This window comes from Sphingomonas pollutisoli, assembly GCF_029167165.1.
Taxonomy (GTDB): Bacteria; Pseudomonadota; Alphaproteobacteria; order Sphingomonadales; family Sphingomonadaceae; genus Sphingomonas; species Sphingomonas pollutisoli.
On record NZ_JARFNJ010000004.1, the window covers coordinates 230,750 to 250,605 of the forward strand.

A 19,856-nucleotide genomic window follows, 5' to 3' on the forward strand; every position below is an offset into this window, starting at 1 on the left:
TTCACGCGATAATCAGGAACTTTCTGTAACAATTGAAATTTCTAACACCTGCGGCGGGCCATTTCCGTGTACGATCGCACGATCAACTGTGGGGGTTTGACAAGGGTGACAGGCTCGGAACGGCGCGAGAGCGGCGGCGGACCCTTTGATTTTGCGGCAGGCGGCGGCGAACTGGGGGAGCGGATCGCGGCCTTCGACTGGGCATCGACCAGCATCGGCCCGGTCGAGGGGTGGCCGGTCGCGATGAAGACCCTGCTCGCCTTCGTGCTGCGCTCACCCGTGCCGATCGTGACCCTGTGGGGCGACACCGGCGTGATGATCTACAACGACGCCTATCGCGCCTTCGCCGGAGGGCGGCATCCGGGCATTCTGGGCACCAACGTCCTCGAAGGGTGGCACGAAGTCGCCGACTTCAACGCCAACGTGATGCAGAAGGTGTACCACGAGGGCGGGACGCTCTCCTATCAGGATCAGGAGTTGACGCTGGTTCGCGACGGCACGCCGCGCGTGCTGTGGACCAATTTGGAATATTCGCCCGCGTTCGACGAGAACGGCCGGCCGATCGGCGTCGTCGCGGTCGTGATCGAGACCACCGAGAAGGTGCTCGCCAGCCGCCAGTTGGAGGACGACCGCAACCGGCTCTGGACGATCTCGCGCGATCTGCTGCTGGTCAGCACGATGGATGGGACGATCACCGCGGTCAATCCGTCCGCGACCCGGATGCTGGGCTGGGCCGAAGCCGAACTCGTCGGCGTCAAGGTCTCAGAACTGGTCCACCCGGACGACCTCGCCGACACCGCCGCCGAACTCGAGAAGCTGCGCCAGGGCCAGACGACGCAGGTGTTCGAGAACCGCTATCGCACGCGCGATGGCGGGTACCGCCTGCTCGCCTGGACGGCGGTGCCCGAAGGCGGCCGCATCCATGCCGTCGGCCGCGACATCACCGAGGAACGCCAGCTCGTCCGCGATCGCGACCGGATCTGGAAGCTGTCGCCGGTGCTCAAGGTCGTGACCGATTCCAACGGTTGCATCACCGATATCAACCCGTCGTGGACGCACAAGCTCGGCTGGACGCGCGAGGAGACGCTCGGCCACCGCACCGCGCACTTCATGATCGAGGACGAAGGCCGGTGGGCCGAGCGGGTCGAAGCGCTGCGCGCGGGCACGCCGCTGCCCGAATATCGCACCACGCTCGTCGCCAAGGACGGCAGCCACCACATCATCCAATGGACGACGGTGCCGGAGAATGGCACGTTCTACGGCTTCGGGCGCGACGTGACCACCGAGATCGAAGCGGCGGCGGCACTCGCGGAGACGGAGGCAGCGCTCCGCCAGTCCCAGAAGATGGAGGCGGTCGGCCAGCTCACCGGCGGCATCGCGCACGATTTCAACAATTTGTTGCAAGGCATTACCGGCAGCCTGGAGATCGTCCAGCGGCGCGTGGCGCAAGGGCGGATCGACGAACTCGACCGCTTCATCACCGGAGCCTCCACGGCCGCGAACCGCGCGGCTGCGCTGACCCACCGCTTGCTGGCCTTTTCACGCCGCCAGCCGCTCGACCCCAAGCCAGTCAAGGCCAACGCCCTCGTCGCCTCTATGGAAGATCTGCTGCGCCGGACGATCGGCGAGCGGATCGAACTCGAATTCGTGCTGGCGGGCGGTTTGTGGACCACCAAGTGCGATCCCAACCAGCTCGAGAGCGCGATCCTCAACCTTGCGATCAACGCGCGCGACGCGATGCCCGACGGCGGCAAGCTGATCATCGAGACGTGCAACACGCATCTCGACCGGGCCTATGTCGCGCGGCAGCGCGGCGTGAAGCCGGGGCAATATGTGTGCCTAAGCATCTCGGACACGGGCATCGGGATGGACGCGGACACGATCGGCAAGGCGTTCGAGCCGTTCTTCACGACCAAGCCGATCGGCCAGGGCACCGGTCTCGGCCTGTCGATGATCTACGGCTTCGCCCAGCAGTCCGAAGGCTATGCCAAAATCTATAGCGAGGTCGGCCAGGGGACGACGTTCAAACTCTACCTGCCGAGGCATCGCGGCGGCACCGAGGAAGACGACGTGCCACCACCCGCAGCGGCGCTCCAGCATGCCGAGGATGGCGAGGTCGTCCTCGTGGTCGAGGATGAGGCCGTGGTGCGCGGGCTGATCCTCGAGGAACTGCACGAACTCGGCTATGCCGCGCTGGAGGCGGTGGATGGCGCGAGCGGGCTCGAGATGCTGCGCTCGAAGCGCCGGATCGACCTGCTGATAACCGATATCGGCCTGCCCGGCCTCAACGGCCGGCAATTGGCCGACGCAGCGCGCGAGCTGCGGCCCACGCTGAAAGTGCTGTTCATGACGGGCTATGCCGAGAATGCGGCGCTGGCGTCCGGTTTCCTGGAGTACGGCATGGAGATGATCACCAAGCCGTTTGCGATGGAAGCGCTGGCGAGCCGTATCCGCGCGATGCTGGAAACCCGCTGAGCCGCACGTTCCGGCGCGTTTTCCGTGGCTCCCGGTCGCGTGGCACGGGAGCGGTCCGGCGGCGCGCGGAACGTCGCGGTGCGGCATATGTTCTGTCTTTCTGAGAATGGGAGACGATCATGAGCGACAGACAGCCGACGCCCGCCGACGAGCGCGAGAAGCCCGAGACGATCACCGAGGACGTCACGCCCAAGAACGAGTCGGTGGGTGAAAGCGGCGGTGGCGCCTACCCCAACCCGCATACCGGCAAAGACGGCGGCGGCTTCGACGGCGGACAGACCGAGCGCCCGTACAGCGGCCCCGACAACCCGAACGCGACGACAGAATAGCCGGAAAGTTCCTAACCTGAGCGGGTTAGTCCCGGATCACAGGGAACCCGCGCGCAGGCTTCGGGATTGTCTTTCCGCCGCGCCAGCGGCGGCAGTGCCGAGGCGAGGAGGACATTCGTGGCGACCCATGCCCGATCACAGGAGACCGTCGGCGCCAGCCCCTATGTGCTGGCGCTGCGACACGCGCTTCGTGACGGCACGATGCGAACCGTCGCCGAGTTCGACATCGGCGCGCTCCGCGTCGAGCTACGCGTCGGGCAGGACTCGCTATGGGCGCTCGTGCGCCGCCCGAATGCCGGCGGGCTGGCGATACGCGCCGCGTATCCGGGCGGCCCTTTCGAATGTTCGCAGGTGCGGGCGGACGACGGCGAGATCGTCAAGCTGCGGCTGAACAGCGCGCTCGGCGAGCATGTCGTGTCTTTCCGCACGCACGACGACGCGCTCCAGTCGCTGCGGATCACCGCCGAACTCACGCCCAGCACGCCGATCCTCGTCCCATTCATGCCGCGTGATCTGTACCCGCTCGACCACGTCGACGATCCGCTCGGCGCGGTGGGTCAGGTCGAGGCGGGGCAACGCGGGCTGAACGTCGGCGTGGTGTATTTTCACATCGACGATCCCGCGTTCGGCAGCGTGTTGTATTTCCAGAACCTGACCGCGATGAACCCGTATTATCGCGCGACCAAGACCGCCCCGGACAGCGCGGTCGGCGGGGTGTGGCCCGAGCTCGGCTATCTGCCGCCCACCCCCGCGCAAAGCGGCACCCCGCCGATCGACGCGCTGCCCGCCGGCAAACGGGTGACGATGTCCGACGCGATCCTGGTGTTCCGCCACGATGCTGCCCCGCACGAGCGCGAATCCGCACGCCGGTTCCTGCAAATGCTCGGGGTGGCGTACAAACAGCTCGCGCTGCCGGGGACCGACTATCGCGACTGGGTCGGCCGCGCGGAGAAGACGCTTCGCGATCTCGATGAAGCGCCGGCGGCGACGATCCGGCACTACGGCCACCGCTATATCCATCCCTACACCGGGGCCGAATATCCCGATGTGATGGTGCAGATGTCGATCGTCTCCGCGCTGCACGACTGGAGCAAGTGGACCGGCGAAGACGTTCCGCTCAAGCGAGCGTTTCAAGCGGCGCTCGACAAATTCTACGACCCGAAATTGCGGACGCTCAGGCGGTATCTGCCCAACGTCGGCAAGGACAAGAACGCCGATGCGGTCGATAGCTGGTATCTCTATCACCCGCTGCTCAACCTGAGCAATCTCGCGCTCGACGGCGACGATCACGCGCGCACGCTGTTCCTCGATTCGATCGACTATGCGATCAAGGCGGCGCGGCATTTCGACTATCGGTGGCCGGTCCAGTATGACCTGACCGACTTCTCGGTCATCACCGATGTGGCGGACGCCGACGGTCGCGGCCAGACCGACGTGGGCGGGGTCTATGCCTGGGTGATGCTCCAGGCGTTCCAGCTCACCGACGACAAGCGCTTCCTCGACGAAGCGCGTGCGGCGCTCGACGCCGCGATGGGGCTTCGCTTCAACATCAATTATCAGGCGAACCTCACCGCCTGGGGCGCGGCCGCATGCATGCGGCTGTGGCGGATCACCAACGCGCCGATCTATCTGGAGCAGAGCTACGTCTATCTCGGCAGCTTCTTCCAGAATTGCGAGATTTGGGAAAGCCAGCTCGAACTGGCGGTGCATTACCGCAATTTCCTCGGCGTGACCTGTCTGCAGGACGCGCCGTACATGGCGATCTACGAATGCTTCGAATCGTTCGCCGCGTTCGAGCGCTATCTCGACGACAGCGGGCCGGAGCTCGATCCGGCGGTGCGGATGCTGATCGCCGAATATTGCAAATATGCGCTCGACCGGGCGTGGTATTATTATCCCGACGTTCTGCCGCGCGAGGCGATCTCGCCCGAGCAGCGCGCGGGCAACGGCCATATCGACCCCAAGCTGTCGTTCCCGCTCGAGGATCTGTATCCCGACGGGCAATTGGCGGGCCAGGTCGGCCAGGAAGTCTATGGCGCGGGCGCCGCGTTCATCTTCGCCACGCGCGCGTTCACGCATGTCGAGGATGCGCCGTTCCTGCTGTTCTGCGACCATCTGCTCCGCGCGATCGAACGCACCGGGGATCGGGCGCTGACGCTGACGCTTGACGGCGGCGAGACCTGTACCGCCGCGCTGAGCCTCGTGCGCCGCAAACGGCGGACGCTGACCAAGAGCCGCGTCGCCACCATCGGCGGCGACACGGTGCGCGCGCACGCATCCTCGCCCGACCGGATCGATTACCGTGTGCCGGCGAACGGCCGCCTGGTCATCACCTGGGAATGACGCCACGCGGAGGGCATGGACGTTTTGCCGCCGTGACAGCGCCCAGCGGGACGCATAGAGGCTTGAGCGTGCAGAGGTTCCGCGATCATCTGAGGCAGCATCCGGCGTTGGCCGCGTGGCTGCTGACGCTCGCGCTGCTGCTCAAGCTGCTCGTGCCGAGCGGCTATATGCTCGATGCGTCCGGGCGGTCGATCGGCCTCGTCCTGTGCTCGGGCATGACTCCGAGCCATGCCGCGCCCATGGCCATGCCAATGGCGATGCCGGGCATGGCGCATCACGCCGACCATGACAGCAAGGAGGACGGTCAAACCGCCGAACAGCCGTGCGCCTTCGCCGGGCTGAACGCCGCATCGCTGGCGGCGGCCGATCCGGTCCTGCTCGCGGCGGCGATCGCGTTCGTGATCGCGGTCGTATTCCGGCACGTCAGCCAGAAGCCGGTCGGGGCGCGCGTCTATCTGAGACCACCGTTGCGCGGACCACCGTCGCGCCTGTGATGATCGGCCTCTTCGCGCGCGCCTGACCGGCGCGGCGTGTGCCGACGGTGCGGCGGATGCCGCGCCTCCATCCTTGCTGCACTCGCGCCAACAGGAGTCACTGTGCGCTTTTTCCTGCCTTGCGCGGCGTCGATCGCCGCGCTCGCCGCATCGACGGCTTCCGCCCAATCCCCTCCAGACGCGCGTCGCGCCGAATTGCTGCGGCAACGCGACGCGATCGACGCCGAGCTGCGCCAGATCGACGCGGCGCCCCCCGCCCCGCCCGCCCCGTCGAGCGCGCCGGTGGAAACGCGTGACATCGTGGTCATGGGCAACGCGCTGACGCTCACCACCAGGGTCGCCGGCCAGACCGACACGACCATCGCCAACGCCGATTTTCGCAACACCCCCGCGACGACGATCGCCGATATCGTCAGGCTCTCCCCCGGTGTCACCGTGATCGGGGGCAACGGCCCGCGCGATGTCGGCGTGTCGATCCGGGGATCGAACGCGCGCAACAGCTTCGGCGCGCGCAACATCCAGGTGTTCGAGGATGATTTTCCCGTCACCCAGCCCGACGGCCTCGCCCGCTTCGACCTCACCGACCCGCACGCTTATGGCGCGGTCGATGTCGTGCGCGGGCCATCCTCGGCGCGCTACGGCAATTACGCGGTGGAGGGGGCGATCAACTTCCGCACGCGCAGCGGCCGCGACCTGCAAGGGATCGAGGCGGGGATCGACGGCGGCAGCTTCGGCTATCTCAACGCCTATGCCACGCTCGGCCATGCCGGGCACGGTTTCGACTATAGCGTGTTCGGCAGCTTCGCGCGCGCGGACGGCGCGACCGGACACACCGGCTACGAAACCGGCACGATCAACGCGCTCGCGACGCTCGCCCTGTCCGACCGCGACCGCATCACGGGCAAGGTGATCTATAACGAGGGCGAGTTCCGGCTCTCGACGCGGCTGTCGTACAATCAGTATCTCGCCAACCCGTATCAGCAGGGCTGCGACCGGGCGGCGACCGCCGCGCCCGGCTGCGGGACGATCTCGGTGCTGGTGAACGGCGTCAACGGCGCGCGGATCGCGCAGACCGCCGCCGAGGGCGACCTTGCCCGCAACGACCGCCGCACGATCGTCGGCGCGCGGTACGACCACGATTTCTCCGCCGGTACGACCTGGCGGACGCAGGCGACCTTCGACAGCCGCGTCGTCTTCCAGCCGACCAGCGCGACGCCGTTTCGGGGCACGCTCAACAGCTACAACGTCAGTTCCGACGTGACCGCGAAGAGCCGCCTCGCCGGCATGGACGCGGTGAGCTTCATCGGCGTCTTCTACAATTACCTCGATGCGCAGAATTATTCGTTCAACAAGACGCCCGCCGGCCGCAACGGCATCGGCGCGCCGACGCAGACGGTGTTCGGCGGCGTGCGCAACATGGGCGCGCGCGCGCGAAGAACTTGGCCTCACCTCCAATCTGCAACTGATCCTCGGCATCGGCTACGAGCATTCGCGGATCGACATGCGGCAGACCGCGTACACCTATCCCTTGGGAGCCGGCCCAACGCTGGCCTACATCCCCGCGCTGCGCGACTTCGACAATGTCGCGCCCGAGGCTTCGTTGGTCTGGCAGGCAGACCCGGCGCTGAAACTGCACGCGCGGATCGGCACCGCTTACGGCATCCCGCAATCGGGCCAGTTGTTCGTCACCACCGCTGGCGTGGCGGGCAACAATACCGATCTCAAGACGCAGACCAATCTCGGTGTCGATCTCGGCGCCGAGGTGAAGCTGGCCGACACGCTGACCGCCGAATTGACCGGCTATCACGAGTGGTTCCGCAACGAGCAGGTCAGCCAGTCGGCGGGCGTCGATCTGCTGTCGTTCACCACCAACGTGCCCCGCTCGATCCACCGCGGCGTGGAAGTGGCGATGCGCTGGACACCGCTGCCCGCCGCGTTGCCGGGTGGCTATGTGCAGGCGAATTACAGCTACAACGACCAGCGCTACACCCGTTATGTCGAGCGGCTGACCTCGGGCGCGGTGTCGGCGGCGTTCGACCGCGCCGACAAGCGCATTCCCGGCGTGATCCCGAACTTCATCAACGCCCGTGTCGGCTATGATGCTCCGCACGGCGCGCTCGCCGGCTTGGGCGGGTTCGCGGAGGTGACGTATCGCTCGCGCTACTTCATCGACAATGCCAATCTGCTGAGCATCCCCGCCTATACGCTGCTCAACCTCAACCTGCATTACGATCCGCCGGCGGGCGAAGGCTGGTGGTCGCGGCTGTCCTTCTACGCCTCGGTGCAGAACCTCACCGACAAGACCTATATAGGCTCCGCCTCGATCATCTCGGACAGCCTCGACGCGGCGGGGCGGCAGAACCCGGCCAGGGTACTCATGAATACGACAGGCGCGCTCTACGCCGGGCAGCCGCGCACCGTCTATGTCGGTCTGAAAGGACGGTTCTGATGGCCCATATTCCCATGCCGAGCCTGCGTTACGGCACCGTCTGGCGCTGGCATTTCTATGCGGGCCTGTTCTGCGTGCCGTTCGTGATCTGGCTGGCGCTGACCGGCACGATCTATCTGTGGAGGCCGCAGATCGAGGCGTGGCTCGACCGGCCTTACGCGCATCTTACCACCACCGGGCCGCGCGCGTCGGCCGAGGCGCAGGTCGCTGCTGCCGTCAGCGCGGTTCCCGGGGCGACGCTCCACAAATATGTGGTGCCGCAGCGTGACGACGCCGCCGTGCAAATCCTCGTCACCCGCGATCACGCGGACACGCGCGTCTATCTCGATCCCCGGTCGCTCGCGGTGCTGAAGGTCGTGACCGAGGAGCGCCGGCCGCTCCGAATGGTGTTCCACCTCCACGGCGAATTGCTCGCCGGCGCGATCGGCAGCTATCTGGTCGAGATCGCCGCCTGCTGGGCGATCGTGATGCTGCTGACCGGCCTGTACCTGTGGTGGCCGCGCGGGCGGTCGGGGCTTGCCGGAGTGCTGTATCCGCGTTTGCGCGCCAATGGACGCCCGTTCTGGCGCGATCTGCACGCGGTCGCGGGTATCTGGGTGTCGCTGTTCGCGCTCGGGCTGATCCTGACCGGCCTGCCCTGGGCCAAGGGCTGGGGCAGCTATCTGGGCGAGGTCCGGCACCTCACCGGCACCACGCGCGGGCCGGTCGACTGGTCGATCGGCGGCAAGCCGCCCGCCGATGCGATGTCGGGCGATCACGCCGGTCACGGTGGCATGACGATGGCCTCGGCGCCGATGCGGGCGGGCGAACTCGCCCGCGTGATCGCCACGACACGCCCGCTCTCGATCGCGCCGCCGGTTCTGATCTCGCCGCCGGTACGCGCCGGAGCGCCCTGGTCGGTCGCCTCGGATGCCGCCGATCGGCCGCTGCGCAGCGACCTGAAGATCGACGGCGCGACCGGCACCGTGCGGAGCCGCGTCGATTTCGCTGAGCGCCACTGGATCGATCGCGTAATCGGCTATGGTGTCGCCGCGCACGAAGGCGCGCTGTTCGGGATCGCCAACCAGCTCCTCGGCACCGCCACCGCGCTGCTGCTCGTCCTGCTCGCCGTCTCGGGCGTGGTGATGTGGTGGCGCCGGCGGCGGGTCGGCCTCGGCGCGCCGGCCGCGCCGCCGCGACCCGCGTTCGGCGCCGGCCTGGTGATCGCGATCGTGGCGCTGGCGCTATACCTGCCGATGTTCGGCCTCACGCTGATCGCCGTGGTCGCGGCCGAGGCGATCGTGCGGCGGGGGATGCCCGGCGCGGCGCGGTGGCTGGGGCTGCGGCCGATCGCGACCGCCTAAGCGGCGCGCATCGTCACCCGCACCGACTTGTACGAAGGCGTGCCGCTGTGGGGATCGTGATCCTCCAGCGGCACGAGGCAGTTCGCCTCCGGGTAATAGGCCGCGAGCGAGCCGCGCGCGATCGCGTAAGCGACGACGGTATAGCCCTCCAGCCGCCGGCCTGGCCCCGCCTCGATATTCACGACATCGCCATGCGCCAGGCCGAGTTCAGCGAGGTCTTCGGCATTGGCGAACACGACGTCGCGCCGCCCGGTGATGCCGCGATAGCGATCGTTCAGCCCGTAAACGGTGGTGTTGTACTGATCGTGGCTGCGGATCGTGGTGAGCAGCAGCGCCCCTGCCTCCCCGCTCGCGCCGGCGAGCGGATGGGTCAGGAAATGCGCCTTGCCGTCGGCGGTGTCCCATATGCGGTTCGAAGCATCCACGGTCAGGCGGAAGCCGCCTTTGTGGCGCACGCGAACGTTGAAATCGCGGAAGTCCGGGAACACCGCCTCGATCGCGTCGCGGATGCGATCGTAATCGCCGACCAGAGCGTCCCAATCGATCGCCGCGCCGCGCAGCGCGGCCTTGGCGATCTCCGCGATGATCGCCGGCTCCGAGCGCAGATCGGGCGCGGCGGGCTTCAATCGCCCGCGTGAGGCGTGGACCATCGACATCGAATCCTCGACCGTCACCCATTGCGATCCGCTCGCCTGTTCGTCGTGCTCGGTTCGCCCGAGGCATGGCAGCACGATCGTCTCGCGCGCGGTAAGCAGGCAGGTGCGGTTGAACTTTGTGACGATGGTCACCGACAGATCGAGCTTGCGGAACGCGGCGAAGCTCGTCTTTGGGTCGGGCATCGCCACCGCCAGATTGCCGCCGAGCGCGATGAGCGCCTTGGCGCGCCCGTCGCGCATCGCCGCCAACGCCTCGACCGCATTGTGGCCGTGCGCGCGCGGCGAGGTGATGCCGAAGCGCGCGTCAAGCCGTGCCAGCATCGCCTCCGACGGAATCTCGGTGATGCCGACGGTGCGGTCGCCCTGCACGTTGGAATGGCCACGCAGCGGGCAGATGCCAGCGCCCGGCTTGCCGATATTGCCGCGCAGCAGCAGCAGGTTGGCGAGTTGCTGGACATTGGCGGTGCCGTTGGCATGCTGGGTGATGCCCATGCCGTAACACAGGATGACGCGCTCGGCCTGCCAATAGGTGCGCGCCATGCGCTCGATCGCAGCGCGCTCCAGCCCCGATCGGGCGACGATCTCGTCCCAGCCGGTGGCATCGATATCGGCGCGCAGCGCATCCAGCCCGACGGTATGTTCGGCGATGAAGGCGCGATCGAGCAGCCCTGCCCCGCCCGCCCCGAGATCGGCGGCGTCCGCCTCGAACAGTGCCTTCATCATGCCCTTGAGCATCGCGCCGTCGCCGCCGACCCGGACCTGATGATATTCCGAGGCGAGCGGGGTCGCGTAGGTGCTCAGCATTTCGGTCGGGTGCTGCGGCGATTTGAACCGCTCCAGACCGCGCTCGCGCAGCGGGTTGGCGACGACGATCGGCACGCCGCGCCGCGCCGCCGCGCTCAGCGTCGAGAGCATGCGCGGATGGTTGGTGCCGGGATTGTGCCCGATGCAGAAGATCGCGTCGGCGAGATCGAAATCGTCAAGCGTCACTGTGCCCTTGCCGACGCCGATCGACTGCGGCAGCCCGACGCTGGTCGCTTCGTGGCACATGTTCGAACAATCGGGGAAATTGTTCGTCCCGTAAGCGCGCGCGAGCAACTGGAACAGGAACGCGGCCTCGTTGGAGGCGCGGCCGGATGTATAGAATTCGGCCTGATTGGGATCGGCGAGCGCCTGCAACCCCGCGCCGATCCGGGCGAACGCGTCATCCCACGCGATCGGCACGAAATGGTCAGTTGCCGCGTCGTATCGCAGCGGATGCGTGAGGCGGCCGGCATCCTCCAGCGCATGATCGGTCCAGCCGAACAACTCGGTCGCGCTGTGGCGCGCGAAGAAATCGGGATCGACCCGTTTGGCGGTCGCCTCCCACGTCACCGCCTTGGCGCCATTTTCGCAGAACTCGAACGACGAGGTTTTCTTGGGGTCCGGCCAGGCGCAGCCTGGACAATCGAATCCGTCGGGCTGGTTCATCTGGAGCAGCGCGCGCGTGTCGGTGGACGCGCCCATCTGGTCGCGCACCGCGACCGCCACCGCCTTCAGCGCGCCCCAGCCGCCCGCCGGGCCATCATAATGTTCGACGCCGGTGACGGGTCGCTCGGTCTCGGGAGAGTCGCTGAAGTCTTCCATGTCGGTTCCACGTACCGGCGGAAGCCGGCTTCCGCTGTAGCTGTGCCGCCTAAGCCGCCGGGACGCAAACACACTTTGGTATGGGCTGACGGGTCAGTCCGCCTCGACCCAGTCGCGCGTGAGATAGCGCGACGCGATCAGCATCAGCACACCCGCCAGCGCATAGAAGCCGAGCGAGGCGATCACCGCCCACCGCAACGCCTCGTTGCCGAGGCTCGGCGTGAGCGCGTCGGACAGCGCGCCGATCGCGAGCGTGCCGAACCCCACGCCGATCAGATTGTTGATCGTGAGGAAGCTCGCCGAGGCGGTCGCGCGCATCGGCGGCGGGACGAGGTGCTGGACCGCCGTCAGGATCGGCCCGAGCCAGACATAGGCCAGCCCCTGCGGAATGAGGAACAGCGCGAAGGCGATGCCCGGCGAACGGCTCAACACGCCGGCCACGAACAACGGCACCGCGATCAGATAGGCGATCGCCGGCACCCGCGCATAGGCGCCCTTGTCGCGCCCGCCGAGCCGGTCCGCCAGCCAGCCGCCGCCGAACATGCCGATCGTACCGCCGATCAGCAGCAGCCCGGCGAAAAAGCGCCCGGTCGCCGGCAGATCGAGATCGAACGAGCGGCGCAGCAGCGACGGCAGCCAGAACGCCAGACCATAGCCGACCATCGAACTCGACGCGGCCCCGCAGGACAGGAGCCAGAAACTCGGCTTGGCGGCGAGCAACGCGAACACCGCGCCGACCCTGACCCGTTCGCCGGCAGGCGCGCGTCTCACCGGTTCCTTGACGACCAGCGCGAAGACCGGCGCGACGACGAGCCCCGCCAGCCCCACCCACAGGAACGCCGCGCGCCAGCTCACCAGCGCCGCGACATAGCCGCCGAACAGTACGCCGAGCGCCGATCCGATCGGAATACCGAGCGAGTAGATGGCGAGCGCCCGCGCCCGCCGCCGCGCGGGGAAGACATCGCCGATCAACGCATAGGAGGGCGCGACGCCGCCCGCCTCGCCGACGCCGACGCCGACCCGGAACGCGAGCAATTGCCCGAAGCTGCCCGCCGCGCCGCACAAGGCGGTGAACCCGCTCCAGAGCGCCAGCGAGCCGGTTATGACCCAGGTGCGCCGTGTGCGATCGGCGAGCAGCCCGAGCGGAATGCCCATCGTCGAATAGAGGATCGCGAAGGCCAGCCCGCCGAGCAGCCCGAGTTGCTTGTCGCTGAGCGCGAACTCCGCCTTGATCGGCGCGGCGAGGATGCTGACGATCTGGCGATCGAGGAAATTGAAGCTGTACACCAGCAACAGCATGGCGAGCACGATCCCCGGCCGCGAACCGGAGCGTACTGGCGTCGGATCATGCTCGCCCGCCATCAGAATTTGGCCGTCACGGTCGCCAGCACCTGCCGGGGGTTGCCGTAGAAGGCGGTCGCGATCCCCTCTTTGCCCAGCGTCGGGGTATAGCCGCCGGACGGCGTACGGATCGGAGTGCCTGCCACGTTGACGTTGATATATTGATAGCCGCCGATCTTGTAGGTCTCTCCGGTCAGATTCTTGCCATGCACGCCGATCGAATAGCGGCCCTTGCCGAAGCTATACACCAGATTGGCATCGACCAGCGTGTACGCCGGCTGATCGAGGAAGGGGCTGGCGGTCTCGAACTGGTGGGTCAGGCTGCGGTACGATACCGTCGTCGATCCGTTCAGCGATCCGCTCGCCACCGGCAGCGTCGCACCGAGCGTGCCGCTCACCGACCATTTCGGCGTGTTCTGGAAGACGCGATATTGCGACACGTCGGTCGGCGGCGTGCCCGCGATGAAGCGATCGTATTTGGCGTCGATATAACCGACCGTCGTGGCGAACGTGATCGTCGATCCCTGCCCGGCGAAACCGCGCGCGAGTGTGGCGTTGCCCTCGAACTCGGCGCCCTTGATCGTCGCCTTGGCGGCGTTGGTGGTGATGCCGCAGAAGGTCTGCACGCCACCCACCACGCAGCCCGACGACCCCGGCACCTGCACGTCGGCATAATCGGCGTAGAAGCCGTCGGCCGCGAAGGTCAGCCGATGGTCGAACAGCGCGCCCTTCCACCCGATCTCGTAGCTCTTCACCGTTTCCGGCTTGAACAGCAGGAAATTATAGATGTCCTGATAGGTGCGCCCGGCGGCCGGGTTGCTGATCGGCGCGTTCGCGCCGGTGCCGCGCGGATCGAAGCCGCCGCCCTTGAAGCCTTCGGAATAGGACGCATAGATCATGTGATCGGGCGTGATCTTGTAGCTGAGCGAGGCGCGCGGCGTGAACTTCTGGAAGTTCGCCCGGCCGCGGAAATCGGTTGAGGGCAAACCGAACAGAACGGGATTGCCGCCGAACTCGCTGGTCGGGCCACCGAGATAATTGGCCTTGAACACCTGCGACTTGCGTTCGTCCCACGTATAGCGGCCGCCCACCGACAGGCTCAATTGCGGCGTGAAATCATAGGTGAAATCGCCGAACACCGAATGCGTCTCGGTTCGCACGTCGCCCTTGGTATAAGCGTCGAGCCCCGGCAGCGCCGCGCCGCCGGTCGTATAAAGCAGCACGTCGAAGCCGGTCGAAGCCTTGGCGCCAAGATAATAATAGCCGACCAAGCCGTTCAGCTTGTCGCTCTTGTAGAGGAGCTGGAATTCCTGACTGGTCTGATCGTTGCGGTAGATCGCGGGAACATCGACATCGACGGCGGGGAGCGAATCGAAGTCGATCGGCGTGTAGCTCACGTCGCCGCGATACGCGCTGATCGAGCGTAGCGTGAGGTGATCGGTGAGGTCCGCCGAAATCGACATCGAGATGCCGCCGCCCTTCACGCTGTTGCGCGGATTGGAGAGGCCGGCGCGCGTATCATAGACGTCGGTGAGCACGGGCGCGCCGGAGAGCAGGCCGGGGATGAGCCGATGCCCGTTGCGCGCGAGCGATTTGTCGTCGGTGTAATCGCCGGTGATCCGCACGAACAGGCGCTTGTCGGGCGTCTCGAACTCGACGGTGCCGCGCCCGGCCCAGATATCCTTGTTGTAATTGTCGATGCCGAGATTGAGGTTGCGCCCGAACCCGTCGTGGCTCAGCCGTGCGCCGGTGACGCCGACCTTGAGCAGATCGCCGATCGGAGTCGACAGGCTGATGACCCCGTCCGCTTCGTTATAGGAACCGTAGGTGCCACGCAGGCTGGCGGAGAGCGTGTCGGGCAGGCGCTTGGTCACATATTTGACCGCGCCGCCGATCGTGTTGCGGCCGTACAAAGTGCCCTGCGGCCCGCGCAGCACCTCGATGCGGTCGACATCATAAATGTCGAGCACCGCCGCCTGCGGGCGGTTGAGATAGACGTCGTCGAGATAGATGCCGATGCCCGCCTCGAACCCCGGCACCGGATCCTGCTGGCCGACGCCGCGAATGAAGGCGGCAAGCGTAGAATTGGTGCCGCGCGCGGCCTTGAAGGTCGTATTGGGCGTGAGCGTCTGGATGTCGGTGAGGTCGACCGCGCCCGATTTGGCGAGTTTGTCGCCGCTCAACGCGGTCACCGCGACGGGCACGGTCAACAGAGTCTCCTCGCGCCGGCGCGCCGTGACGACAATATCCTGCCCGGTGCCGGAATCGACGGCCTGCGGGGGTGTTTCGCTCGCGGGCGGCGCGGTCTCGGTCTGCGCCATCGCGGAGGGCGCAAGTGCCACCAGGCTGACGCCAGCCGCAAAAAGCGCACGCATTGATGAAGCCATCAGTCGCATATCCTCTCCTCCTGATCGAGCGCATGAGCGAACCGCTTGCGCTTCGTTACGCTTGCTTATAGTGAAACCTGAACCGGGTTTCAAATACGAAAAATTACGCATTCGAAAGAATCGAGGGAGCGATGGTGCCGGCGGCGGAGGATGCTAAGGCGGTGGCCGTGACGAGAAGAGAGGGCATCAAGACGCCCAAAACGGCGCGCGGCCAGCGCACGCTGCGCCTGCTTCTGGACGCGGCCGCCGAGGAATTCGGCGAGAAGGGCTTTCACGAGGCCGCGATCAGCCGCATCACCGCGCGCGCCGGCGTGGCGATCGGCAGTTTCTACACCTATTTCGATTCGAAGGAGGCGCTGTTCACCGAACTGGTGCGCGACCTCACCACGCAAGTCCGCGACTTCGTCGCACCGCGCCTGTCTGGCATCGACGACGGGATCGCGGTCGAGATCGCGGGCCAGGCGGCGTTTCTCGATTTCGCGCGGGCGCACAAGGAAATCTACCGCATCATCGACGAATCCGAGTTCGTCGATCCGGCCGGCTACCGGGCGCATTACATGCGTACCGCCGACCGGATCACGCGGCGGCTCGAGGCCGCCGCCGAACGCGGCGAGATCAGCCCCGGATCGGCGGAGATCCGCGCCTGGGCGCTGATGGGGATGAACGTCTTCCTCGGCCTGCGCTTCGGCGTCTGGAGCGACGAACTCGCCGTCGAAGAGGTGACGGCGGTGACGGGAGACCTCATCGCCAACGGCCTCGCGCCGAAAGGACGCGGCGCATGAGCGGCTATCGCGACCTGTATTGGCAGGCTTCGGACGGGCTGCGTCTGCATGCGCGCGACTATCCGGCGGCGAGCGGCCCTGCCCGCCTCCCGATCCTGTGCCTCCACGGTCTGACCCGCAACGCCAAGGATTTCGGCGCGCTCGCGCCGCGCCTCGCCGAGCTGGGCCACCGCGTCCTCGCGCTCGACGTGCGCGGGCGCGGCGGATCGGAGCGCGGCGCGCCCGAGCGATATGTGCTGCCGGCCTATGCCGGGGATGTCGAACGGCTGGCACAGGCGATCGGAATCGGCCGCGCGATCTTCATCGGCACGTCGATGGGCGGGCTGATCACGATGGAAGTCGCGGCTCGCGCGGCGGGACTCATCCATGCGGCGGTCGTCAACGATGTCGGACCGAAGCTGTCTCCGCGCGGGCTCGCCCGGATCGCGGGGTACGCGGGCGCCGCGCAGGCGTTCGCGACCTGGGACGATGCCGCCGCACAGGTCCGCCAGCTCAACGAAGATGCGCTTCCGCACTATACCGCGCGGGACTGGCGGGCGATGGCCGAGCGGATGTTCCGCGAATCGGACGGCGTGGTGATCGCCGATTACGATCCGGGCATCGCCGTACCGTTCAAATCGGCTCCCGCAGGTGCCGATCCGCAGCAGCGGTGGGAGGCGCTCGTCACCGGCCGGCCGATTCTGGTGCTGCGCGGGGCGCGATCCGATCTGCTCGACCAGGATGCGGCCGAGGCGATGGTCGCCGGCAAGCCGAACGCGCGGCTCGAAATGGTCCGCGATGTCGGCCACGCGCCGATGCTCGACGAACCCGACGCGCTGGCCGCGATCATACGCTTCCTCGCCGACATCGGCTGAGCGCTGGGCCTGAGCACCGGCGTCAGCGCGCAAATCGGCCGGATCGGCACCGACCGACTTGGCGCGGGCGAACACCGCCGCTATAGGCGGGGGCCTGCCCGTATAGCTCAGTTGGTAGAGCGCCACCCTTGTAAAGTGGATGTCCGGGGTTCGATTCCTCGTGCGGGCAGGGTTCACCGATTCAGGAACCCACGGCGATTCCAAAGCGTTGTTCGCTGCTGTTGCGGCGGCGACGTGCGAAGGACGCGTTTCATGGAAGAAGACCAGACCGTCCATTACGACGGCGCCGAGGGTGGCTGGGGATCGGTGCGCGGCATCGTAGAGACGGCGCTGCGCGAACGCGCCCGGCCCGTCGCGCTCGACACGCTCAGGCGACAGAATAAGGCTGGCGGCTTCATGTGCGTATCGTGCGCGTGGGGCAAACCCAAGGTGCCGCACACATTCGAGTTCTGCGAGAATGGCGCGAAGGCGACGCTGTGGGAATTGACCAGCCGGCGGTGCACGCCCGAGTTCTTCGCCCAGCATAACGTCTCCGACCTCAAGACCTGGACGGATCACGATCTGGAGCAGACCGGGCGGCTCACCCATCCGCTGCGCTATGACCGCGCGAGCGATAAATACGTCCCGTGCGACTGGGACGAAGCCTTCGCCGCGATCGGCGCGGAACTGAAGGCGATCGATCCCGGCGCCGCCGTCTTCTACGCGTCGGGCCGGGCGAGCCTTGAGACGAGCTATCTCTACGCGTTGTTCGCGCGGCTGTACGGCCATAACAACCTGCCCGACAGCTCCAACATGTGCCACGAAACCACCTCGGTCGCGCTCAAGGACGTGACTGGGTCGCCGGTCGGCACCTGCGTGCTCAGCGATTTCGAGCTGTGCGACGCGATCTTCTTCTTCGGGCAAAATCCGGGCACCAACTCCCCGCGCCTGCTCCATCCCTTGCAGGAGGCGGTCAAGCGCGGCTGCAAGATCGTGACGTTCAACCCGATCCGCGAAAAGGGTCTGGAGGTCTTCAAGAACCCGCAAAGCCCCAAGGAGATGCTGACCCCGGCCGAGACGCAGATCTCGACGCTCTACCTCCAGGTCAAGACCGGCGGCGACATCGCCGCGATCACCGGCATGATGAAGCACGTGCTGGCCAGGGAGGCGGCGCTGTGGGCGGCGGAGCGGCGCCACGTGCTCGACGTGGACTTCATCGCGCAGCATACCGACGGGTTCGAAACGCTGAAAGCGCATGTCGAGGCGACGGAGTGGGCGGCGATAGAGGCGGAAAGCGGCCTGGCGCGCGCCGACATCGAAGCGGCGGCGGACATCTATATCGGCGCCAAGCGCTCGATCGCGATGTACGGCATGGGCCTGACCCAGCACGTCCACGGCAGCGACAACATCAAGCAACTCGTCAATCTGTTCTTGTTGAAGGGCAATATCGGGCGCGACGGAACGGGCGTGTCGCCGGTGCGCGGCCACTCCAACGTGCAGGGGCAACGCACCGTCGGCATCACCGAAAAGCCCGAACTCGTTCCGCTCGACAAGCTCGCCGAGCAATATGGCTTCGAGCCGCCGCGCGATAAGGGCCTGACGACGGTCGATGCCTGCGAAAAGATCGTCTCGGGCGAGGTGAAGGCGTTCATCGGGCTCGGCGGCAACTTTATCCGTGCGATCCCCGAGCGCGAAATCATGGAGACCGCCTGGACGAAGCTGCGGCTCACCGTCCAGATCGCGACCAAGCTCAACCGCAGCCATCTCGTCAACGGCGAGGTGGCGTATCTGCTCCCCTGCCTCGGCCGATCGGAGGAAGACCTTCAGGCGAGCGGGCCGCAGGCCGTGACGATGGAGGACAGCCTCTCCTGCATTCACGGTTCGATCGGCAAGGCGACGCCGTCTTCGCCCGATCTCAAATCCGGACTGGCGATCGTTGCCGGCATCGCGAAGGCGACGCTCCCGCCCAATCCCAAGGTGCCGTGGGACGCATGGGTCGGCGACTATGCCAAGGTCCGCGACGCGATCGAGGAAACCTATCCCGAGCAATTCCACGACTTCAACCAGCGCGTGTTCACGCCCGGCGGCTTCTATCGCGGCAATTCGGCGCGGGAACGGGTCTGGAAGACGAAGAGCGGCAAGGCCGATTTCACCGTGCCCAAGAAGCTCAATTCGTGGGGCGTGGAAGACAAGCCCGGTCGGTGGCGGCTGATGACCCTGCGGTCCAACGACCAGTTCAACACCACCATCTACGGCTATTCCGACCGGCTGCGCGGGATCGAAGGCACGCGCGAGGTGCTGCTGATGAACCCCGAGGATATCGCGGCGGCGGGGCTGAGCGAAGGGCAGATCGTCGGCCTCGCGAGCGACGCGGACGATGGCGTCGATCGGCAGGTCGGCGGGTTGAAGGTCACCAGCTTCCTGCTGCCGCGCGGATGCCTCGGCGCCTATTATCCCGAGATGAATCCGCTGGTGCCGCTGTCCTGGCACGACGCGGAATCGAAGACGCCAGCGGGCAAGAGCGTACCGGTGCGGATCATCGCCTAAGGCCGGTTGACGGCCTGCCCGGAACCTCCGCGCAGGCCGCCGATCCGTCAGGCGGGCTCGGCCTCGTCATCGACGCCGAGCGCGTCTTCCTCATCGCCGTCGAGTTGTTCCTCAATGGCCTCGACGATCAGGTCGAGCTGTTCGTAGCTCGCGACGAACTCGGTCTTCTCGCCGTCCTCGTCTTCCATCGAAATCAGATACTCTTCGCCCGAGCGTGTGATCGTGAATCCGGCCAAGGTCTTGGACATTGC

General features: G+C 66.7%; 14 protein-coding genes, 1 tRNA gene and 1 pseudogene. 11 read left to right on the forward strand and 5 right to left on the reverse strand.

The window, feature by feature from the left end:
* The first annotated feature begins 105 nt into the window (after positions 1-105).
* From PX554_RS10350 to PX554_RS10370, 5 genes and pseudogenes are all read left to right on the forward strand, one after another.
* Complete coding sequence (locus PX554_RS10350) at positions 106-2,475, forward strand: PAS domain S-box protein (RefSeq protein ID WP_275501382.1); 2,370 nt, start codon at positions 106-108, stop codon at positions 2,473-2,475.
* A gap of 119 nt (positions 2,476-2,594) precedes the next feature.
* Complete coding sequence (locus PX554_RS10355) at positions 2,595-2,804, forward strand: hypothetical protein (RefSeq protein WP_275501384.1); 210 nt, start codon at positions 2,595-2,597, stop codon at positions 2,802-2,804.
* Positions 2,805-2,921: 117 nt separating this feature from the next.
* Positions 2,922-5,147, forward strand: coding sequence for a hypothetical protein (locus PX554_RS10360; protein ID WP_275501388.1), 2,226 nt, complete (start codon positions 2,922-2,924; stop codon positions 5,145-5,147).
* 68 nt (positions 5,148-5,215) lie between these two features.
* Complete coding sequence (locus tag PX554_RS10365; RefSeq protein WP_275501389.1) at positions 5,216-5,641, forward strand: DUF2946 family protein; 426 nt, start codon at positions 5,216-5,218, stop codon at positions 5,639-5,641.
* Positions 5,642-5,947: 306 nt separating this feature from the next.
* A pseudogene (locus PX554_RS10370) lies at positions 5,948-6,241 on the forward strand (TonB-dependent receptor plug domain-containing protein); the annotation flags it as partial.
* Positions 6,242-6,618: 377 nt separating this feature from the next.
* Here the strand turns inward: PX554_RS10370 and PX554_RS10375 are convergent.
* Positions 6,619-6,876, reverse strand: a complete 258-nt coding sequence (locus PX554_RS10375; RefSeq protein ID WP_275501392.1) for a hypothetical protein — start codon at positions 6,874-6,876, stop codon at positions 6,619-6,621.
* A gap of 92 nt (positions 6,877-6,968) precedes the next feature.
* On the opposite strand from PX554_RS10375, the gene PX554_RS10380 reads away from it, so the two are divergent.
* Both PX554_RS10380 and PX554_RS10385 read left to right on the forward strand, forming a co-directional pair.
* A complete protein-coding gene (locus tag PX554_RS10380; RefSeq protein ID WP_275501393.1) occupies positions 6,969-8,090 on the forward strand; it encodes a TonB-dependent receptor domain-containing protein in 1,122 nt (373 codons plus the stop codon).
* The gene (locus PX554_RS10385; RefSeq protein WP_275501395.1) at positions 8,090-9,433 is read left to right on the forward strand and encodes a PepSY-associated TM helix domain-containing protein; all 1,344 of its coding nucleotides are present in this window, start codon (positions 8,090-8,092) and stop codon (positions 9,431-9,433) included. Before PX554_RS10380 ends, PX554_RS10385 begins: the two co-directional genes overlap by 1 nt.
* Here the strand turns inward: PX554_RS10385 and PX554_RS10390 are convergent.
* From PX554_RS10390 to PX554_RS10400, 3 genes are all read right to left on the reverse strand, one after another.
* On the reverse strand, positions 9,430-11,715 hold the full coding sequence (locus PX554_RS10390; RefSeq protein ID WP_275501397.1) for an FdhF/YdeP family oxidoreductase: 2,286 nt from the start codon (positions 11,713-11,715) through the stop codon (positions 9,430-9,432). The genes PX554_RS10385 and PX554_RS10390 overlap by 4 nt on opposite strands.
* Positions 11,716-11,808: 93 nt before the next feature.
* On the reverse strand, positions 11,809-13,077 hold the full coding sequence (locus PX554_RS10395) for a spinster family MFS transporter (protein ID WP_275501399.1): 1,269 nt from the start codon (positions 13,075-13,077) through the stop codon (positions 11,809-11,811).
* Positions 13,077-15,452: a TonB-dependent receptor gene (locus tag PX554_RS10400; protein ID WP_420833446.1), complete on the reverse strand. Its 2,376-nt coding sequence runs from the start codon at positions 15,450-15,452 to the stop codon at positions 13,077-13,079. The genes PX554_RS10395 and PX554_RS10400 overlap by 1 nt, the downstream gene beginning before the upstream one ends.
* Positions 15,453-15,574: 122 nt before the next feature.
* On the opposite strand from PX554_RS10400, the gene PX554_RS10405 reads away from it, so the two are divergent.
* The 4 genes from PX554_RS10405 (at position 15,575) to PX554_RS10420 (ending at position 19,605) form a co-directional block, all read left to right on the forward strand.
* Entirely contained in the window at positions 15,575-16,225 is a 651-nt protein-coding gene (locus PX554_RS10405) for a TetR/AcrR family transcriptional regulator (RefSeq protein WP_275501403.1), read from the forward strand.
* Positions 16,222-17,079 carry an alpha/beta fold hydrolase gene (locus tag PX554_RS10410; RefSeq protein ID WP_275501406.1) on the forward strand — a complete coding sequence of 286 codons (858 nt, stop codon included), beginning with the start codon at positions 16,222-16,224 and terminating at the stop codon, positions 17,077-17,079. Before PX554_RS10405 ends, PX554_RS10410 begins: the two co-directional genes overlap by 4 nt.
* Before the next feature lie 96 nt (positions 17,080-17,175).
* Positions 17,176-17,248: transfer RNA gene (locus tag PX554_RS10415), tRNA-Thr, on the forward strand.
* A gap of 83 nt (positions 17,249-17,331) precedes the next feature.
* The gene (locus PX554_RS10420) at positions 17,332-19,605 is read left to right on the forward strand and encodes an FdhF/YdeP family oxidoreductase (RefSeq protein ID WP_275501408.1); all 2,274 of its coding nucleotides are present in this window, start codon (positions 17,332-17,334) and stop codon (positions 19,603-19,605) included.
* A 47-nt stretch (positions 19,606-19,652) separates the two neighbouring features.
* Here PX554_RS10420 and PX554_RS10425 read toward each other — a convergent pair whose 3' ends face one another.
* The gene (locus tag PX554_RS10425) at positions 19,653-19,853 is read right to left on the reverse strand and encodes a hypothetical protein (RefSeq protein WP_093221641.1); all 201 of its coding nucleotides are present in this window, start codon (positions 19,851-19,853) and stop codon (positions 19,653-19,655) included.
* Positions 19,854-19,856 lie beyond the last annotated feature (3 nt).

Coding starts and splice junctions, on each gene's coding strand:
- PX554_RS10405 (WP_275501403.1), top strand. CDS start 15,575: ATGGTGCCGGCGGCGGAGGATGCTAAGGCGGTGGCCGTGACGAGAAGA.
- PX554_RS10420 (WP_275501408.1), top strand. CDS start 17,332: ATGGAAGAAGACCAGACCGTCCATTACGACGGCGCCGAGGGTGGCTGG.
- PX554_RS10380 (WP_275501393.1), top strand. CDS start 6,969: ATGCGCAGAATTATTCGTTCAACAAGACGCCCGCCGGCCGCAACGGCA.
- PX554_RS10355 (WP_275501384.1), top strand. CDS start 2,595: ATGAGCGACAGACAGCCGACGCCCGCCGACGAGCGCGAGAAGCCCGAG.
- PX554_RS10390 (WP_275501397.1), bottom strand. CDS start 11,715: ATGGAAGACTTCAGCGACTCTCCCGAGACCGAGCGACCCGTCACCGGC.
- PX554_RS10425 (WP_093221641.1), bottom strand. CDS start 19,853: ATGTCCAAGACCTTGGCCGGATTCACGATCACACGCTCGGGCGAAGAG.
- PX554_RS10410 (WP_275501406.1), top strand. CDS start 16,222: ATGAGCGGCTATCGCGACCTGTATTGGCAGGCTTCGGACGGGCTGCGT.
- PX554_RS10385 (WP_275501395.1), top strand. CDS start 8,090: ATGGCCCATATTCCCATGCCGAGCCTGCGTTACGGCACCGTCTGGCGC.
- PX554_RS10395 (WP_275501399.1), bottom strand. CDS start 13,077: ATGGCGGGCGAGCATGATCCGACGCCAGTACGCTCCGGTTCGCGGCCG.
- PX554_RS10400 (WP_420833446.1), bottom strand. CDS start 15,452: ATGCGACTGATGGCTTCATCAATGCGTGCGCTTTTTGCGGCTGGCGTC.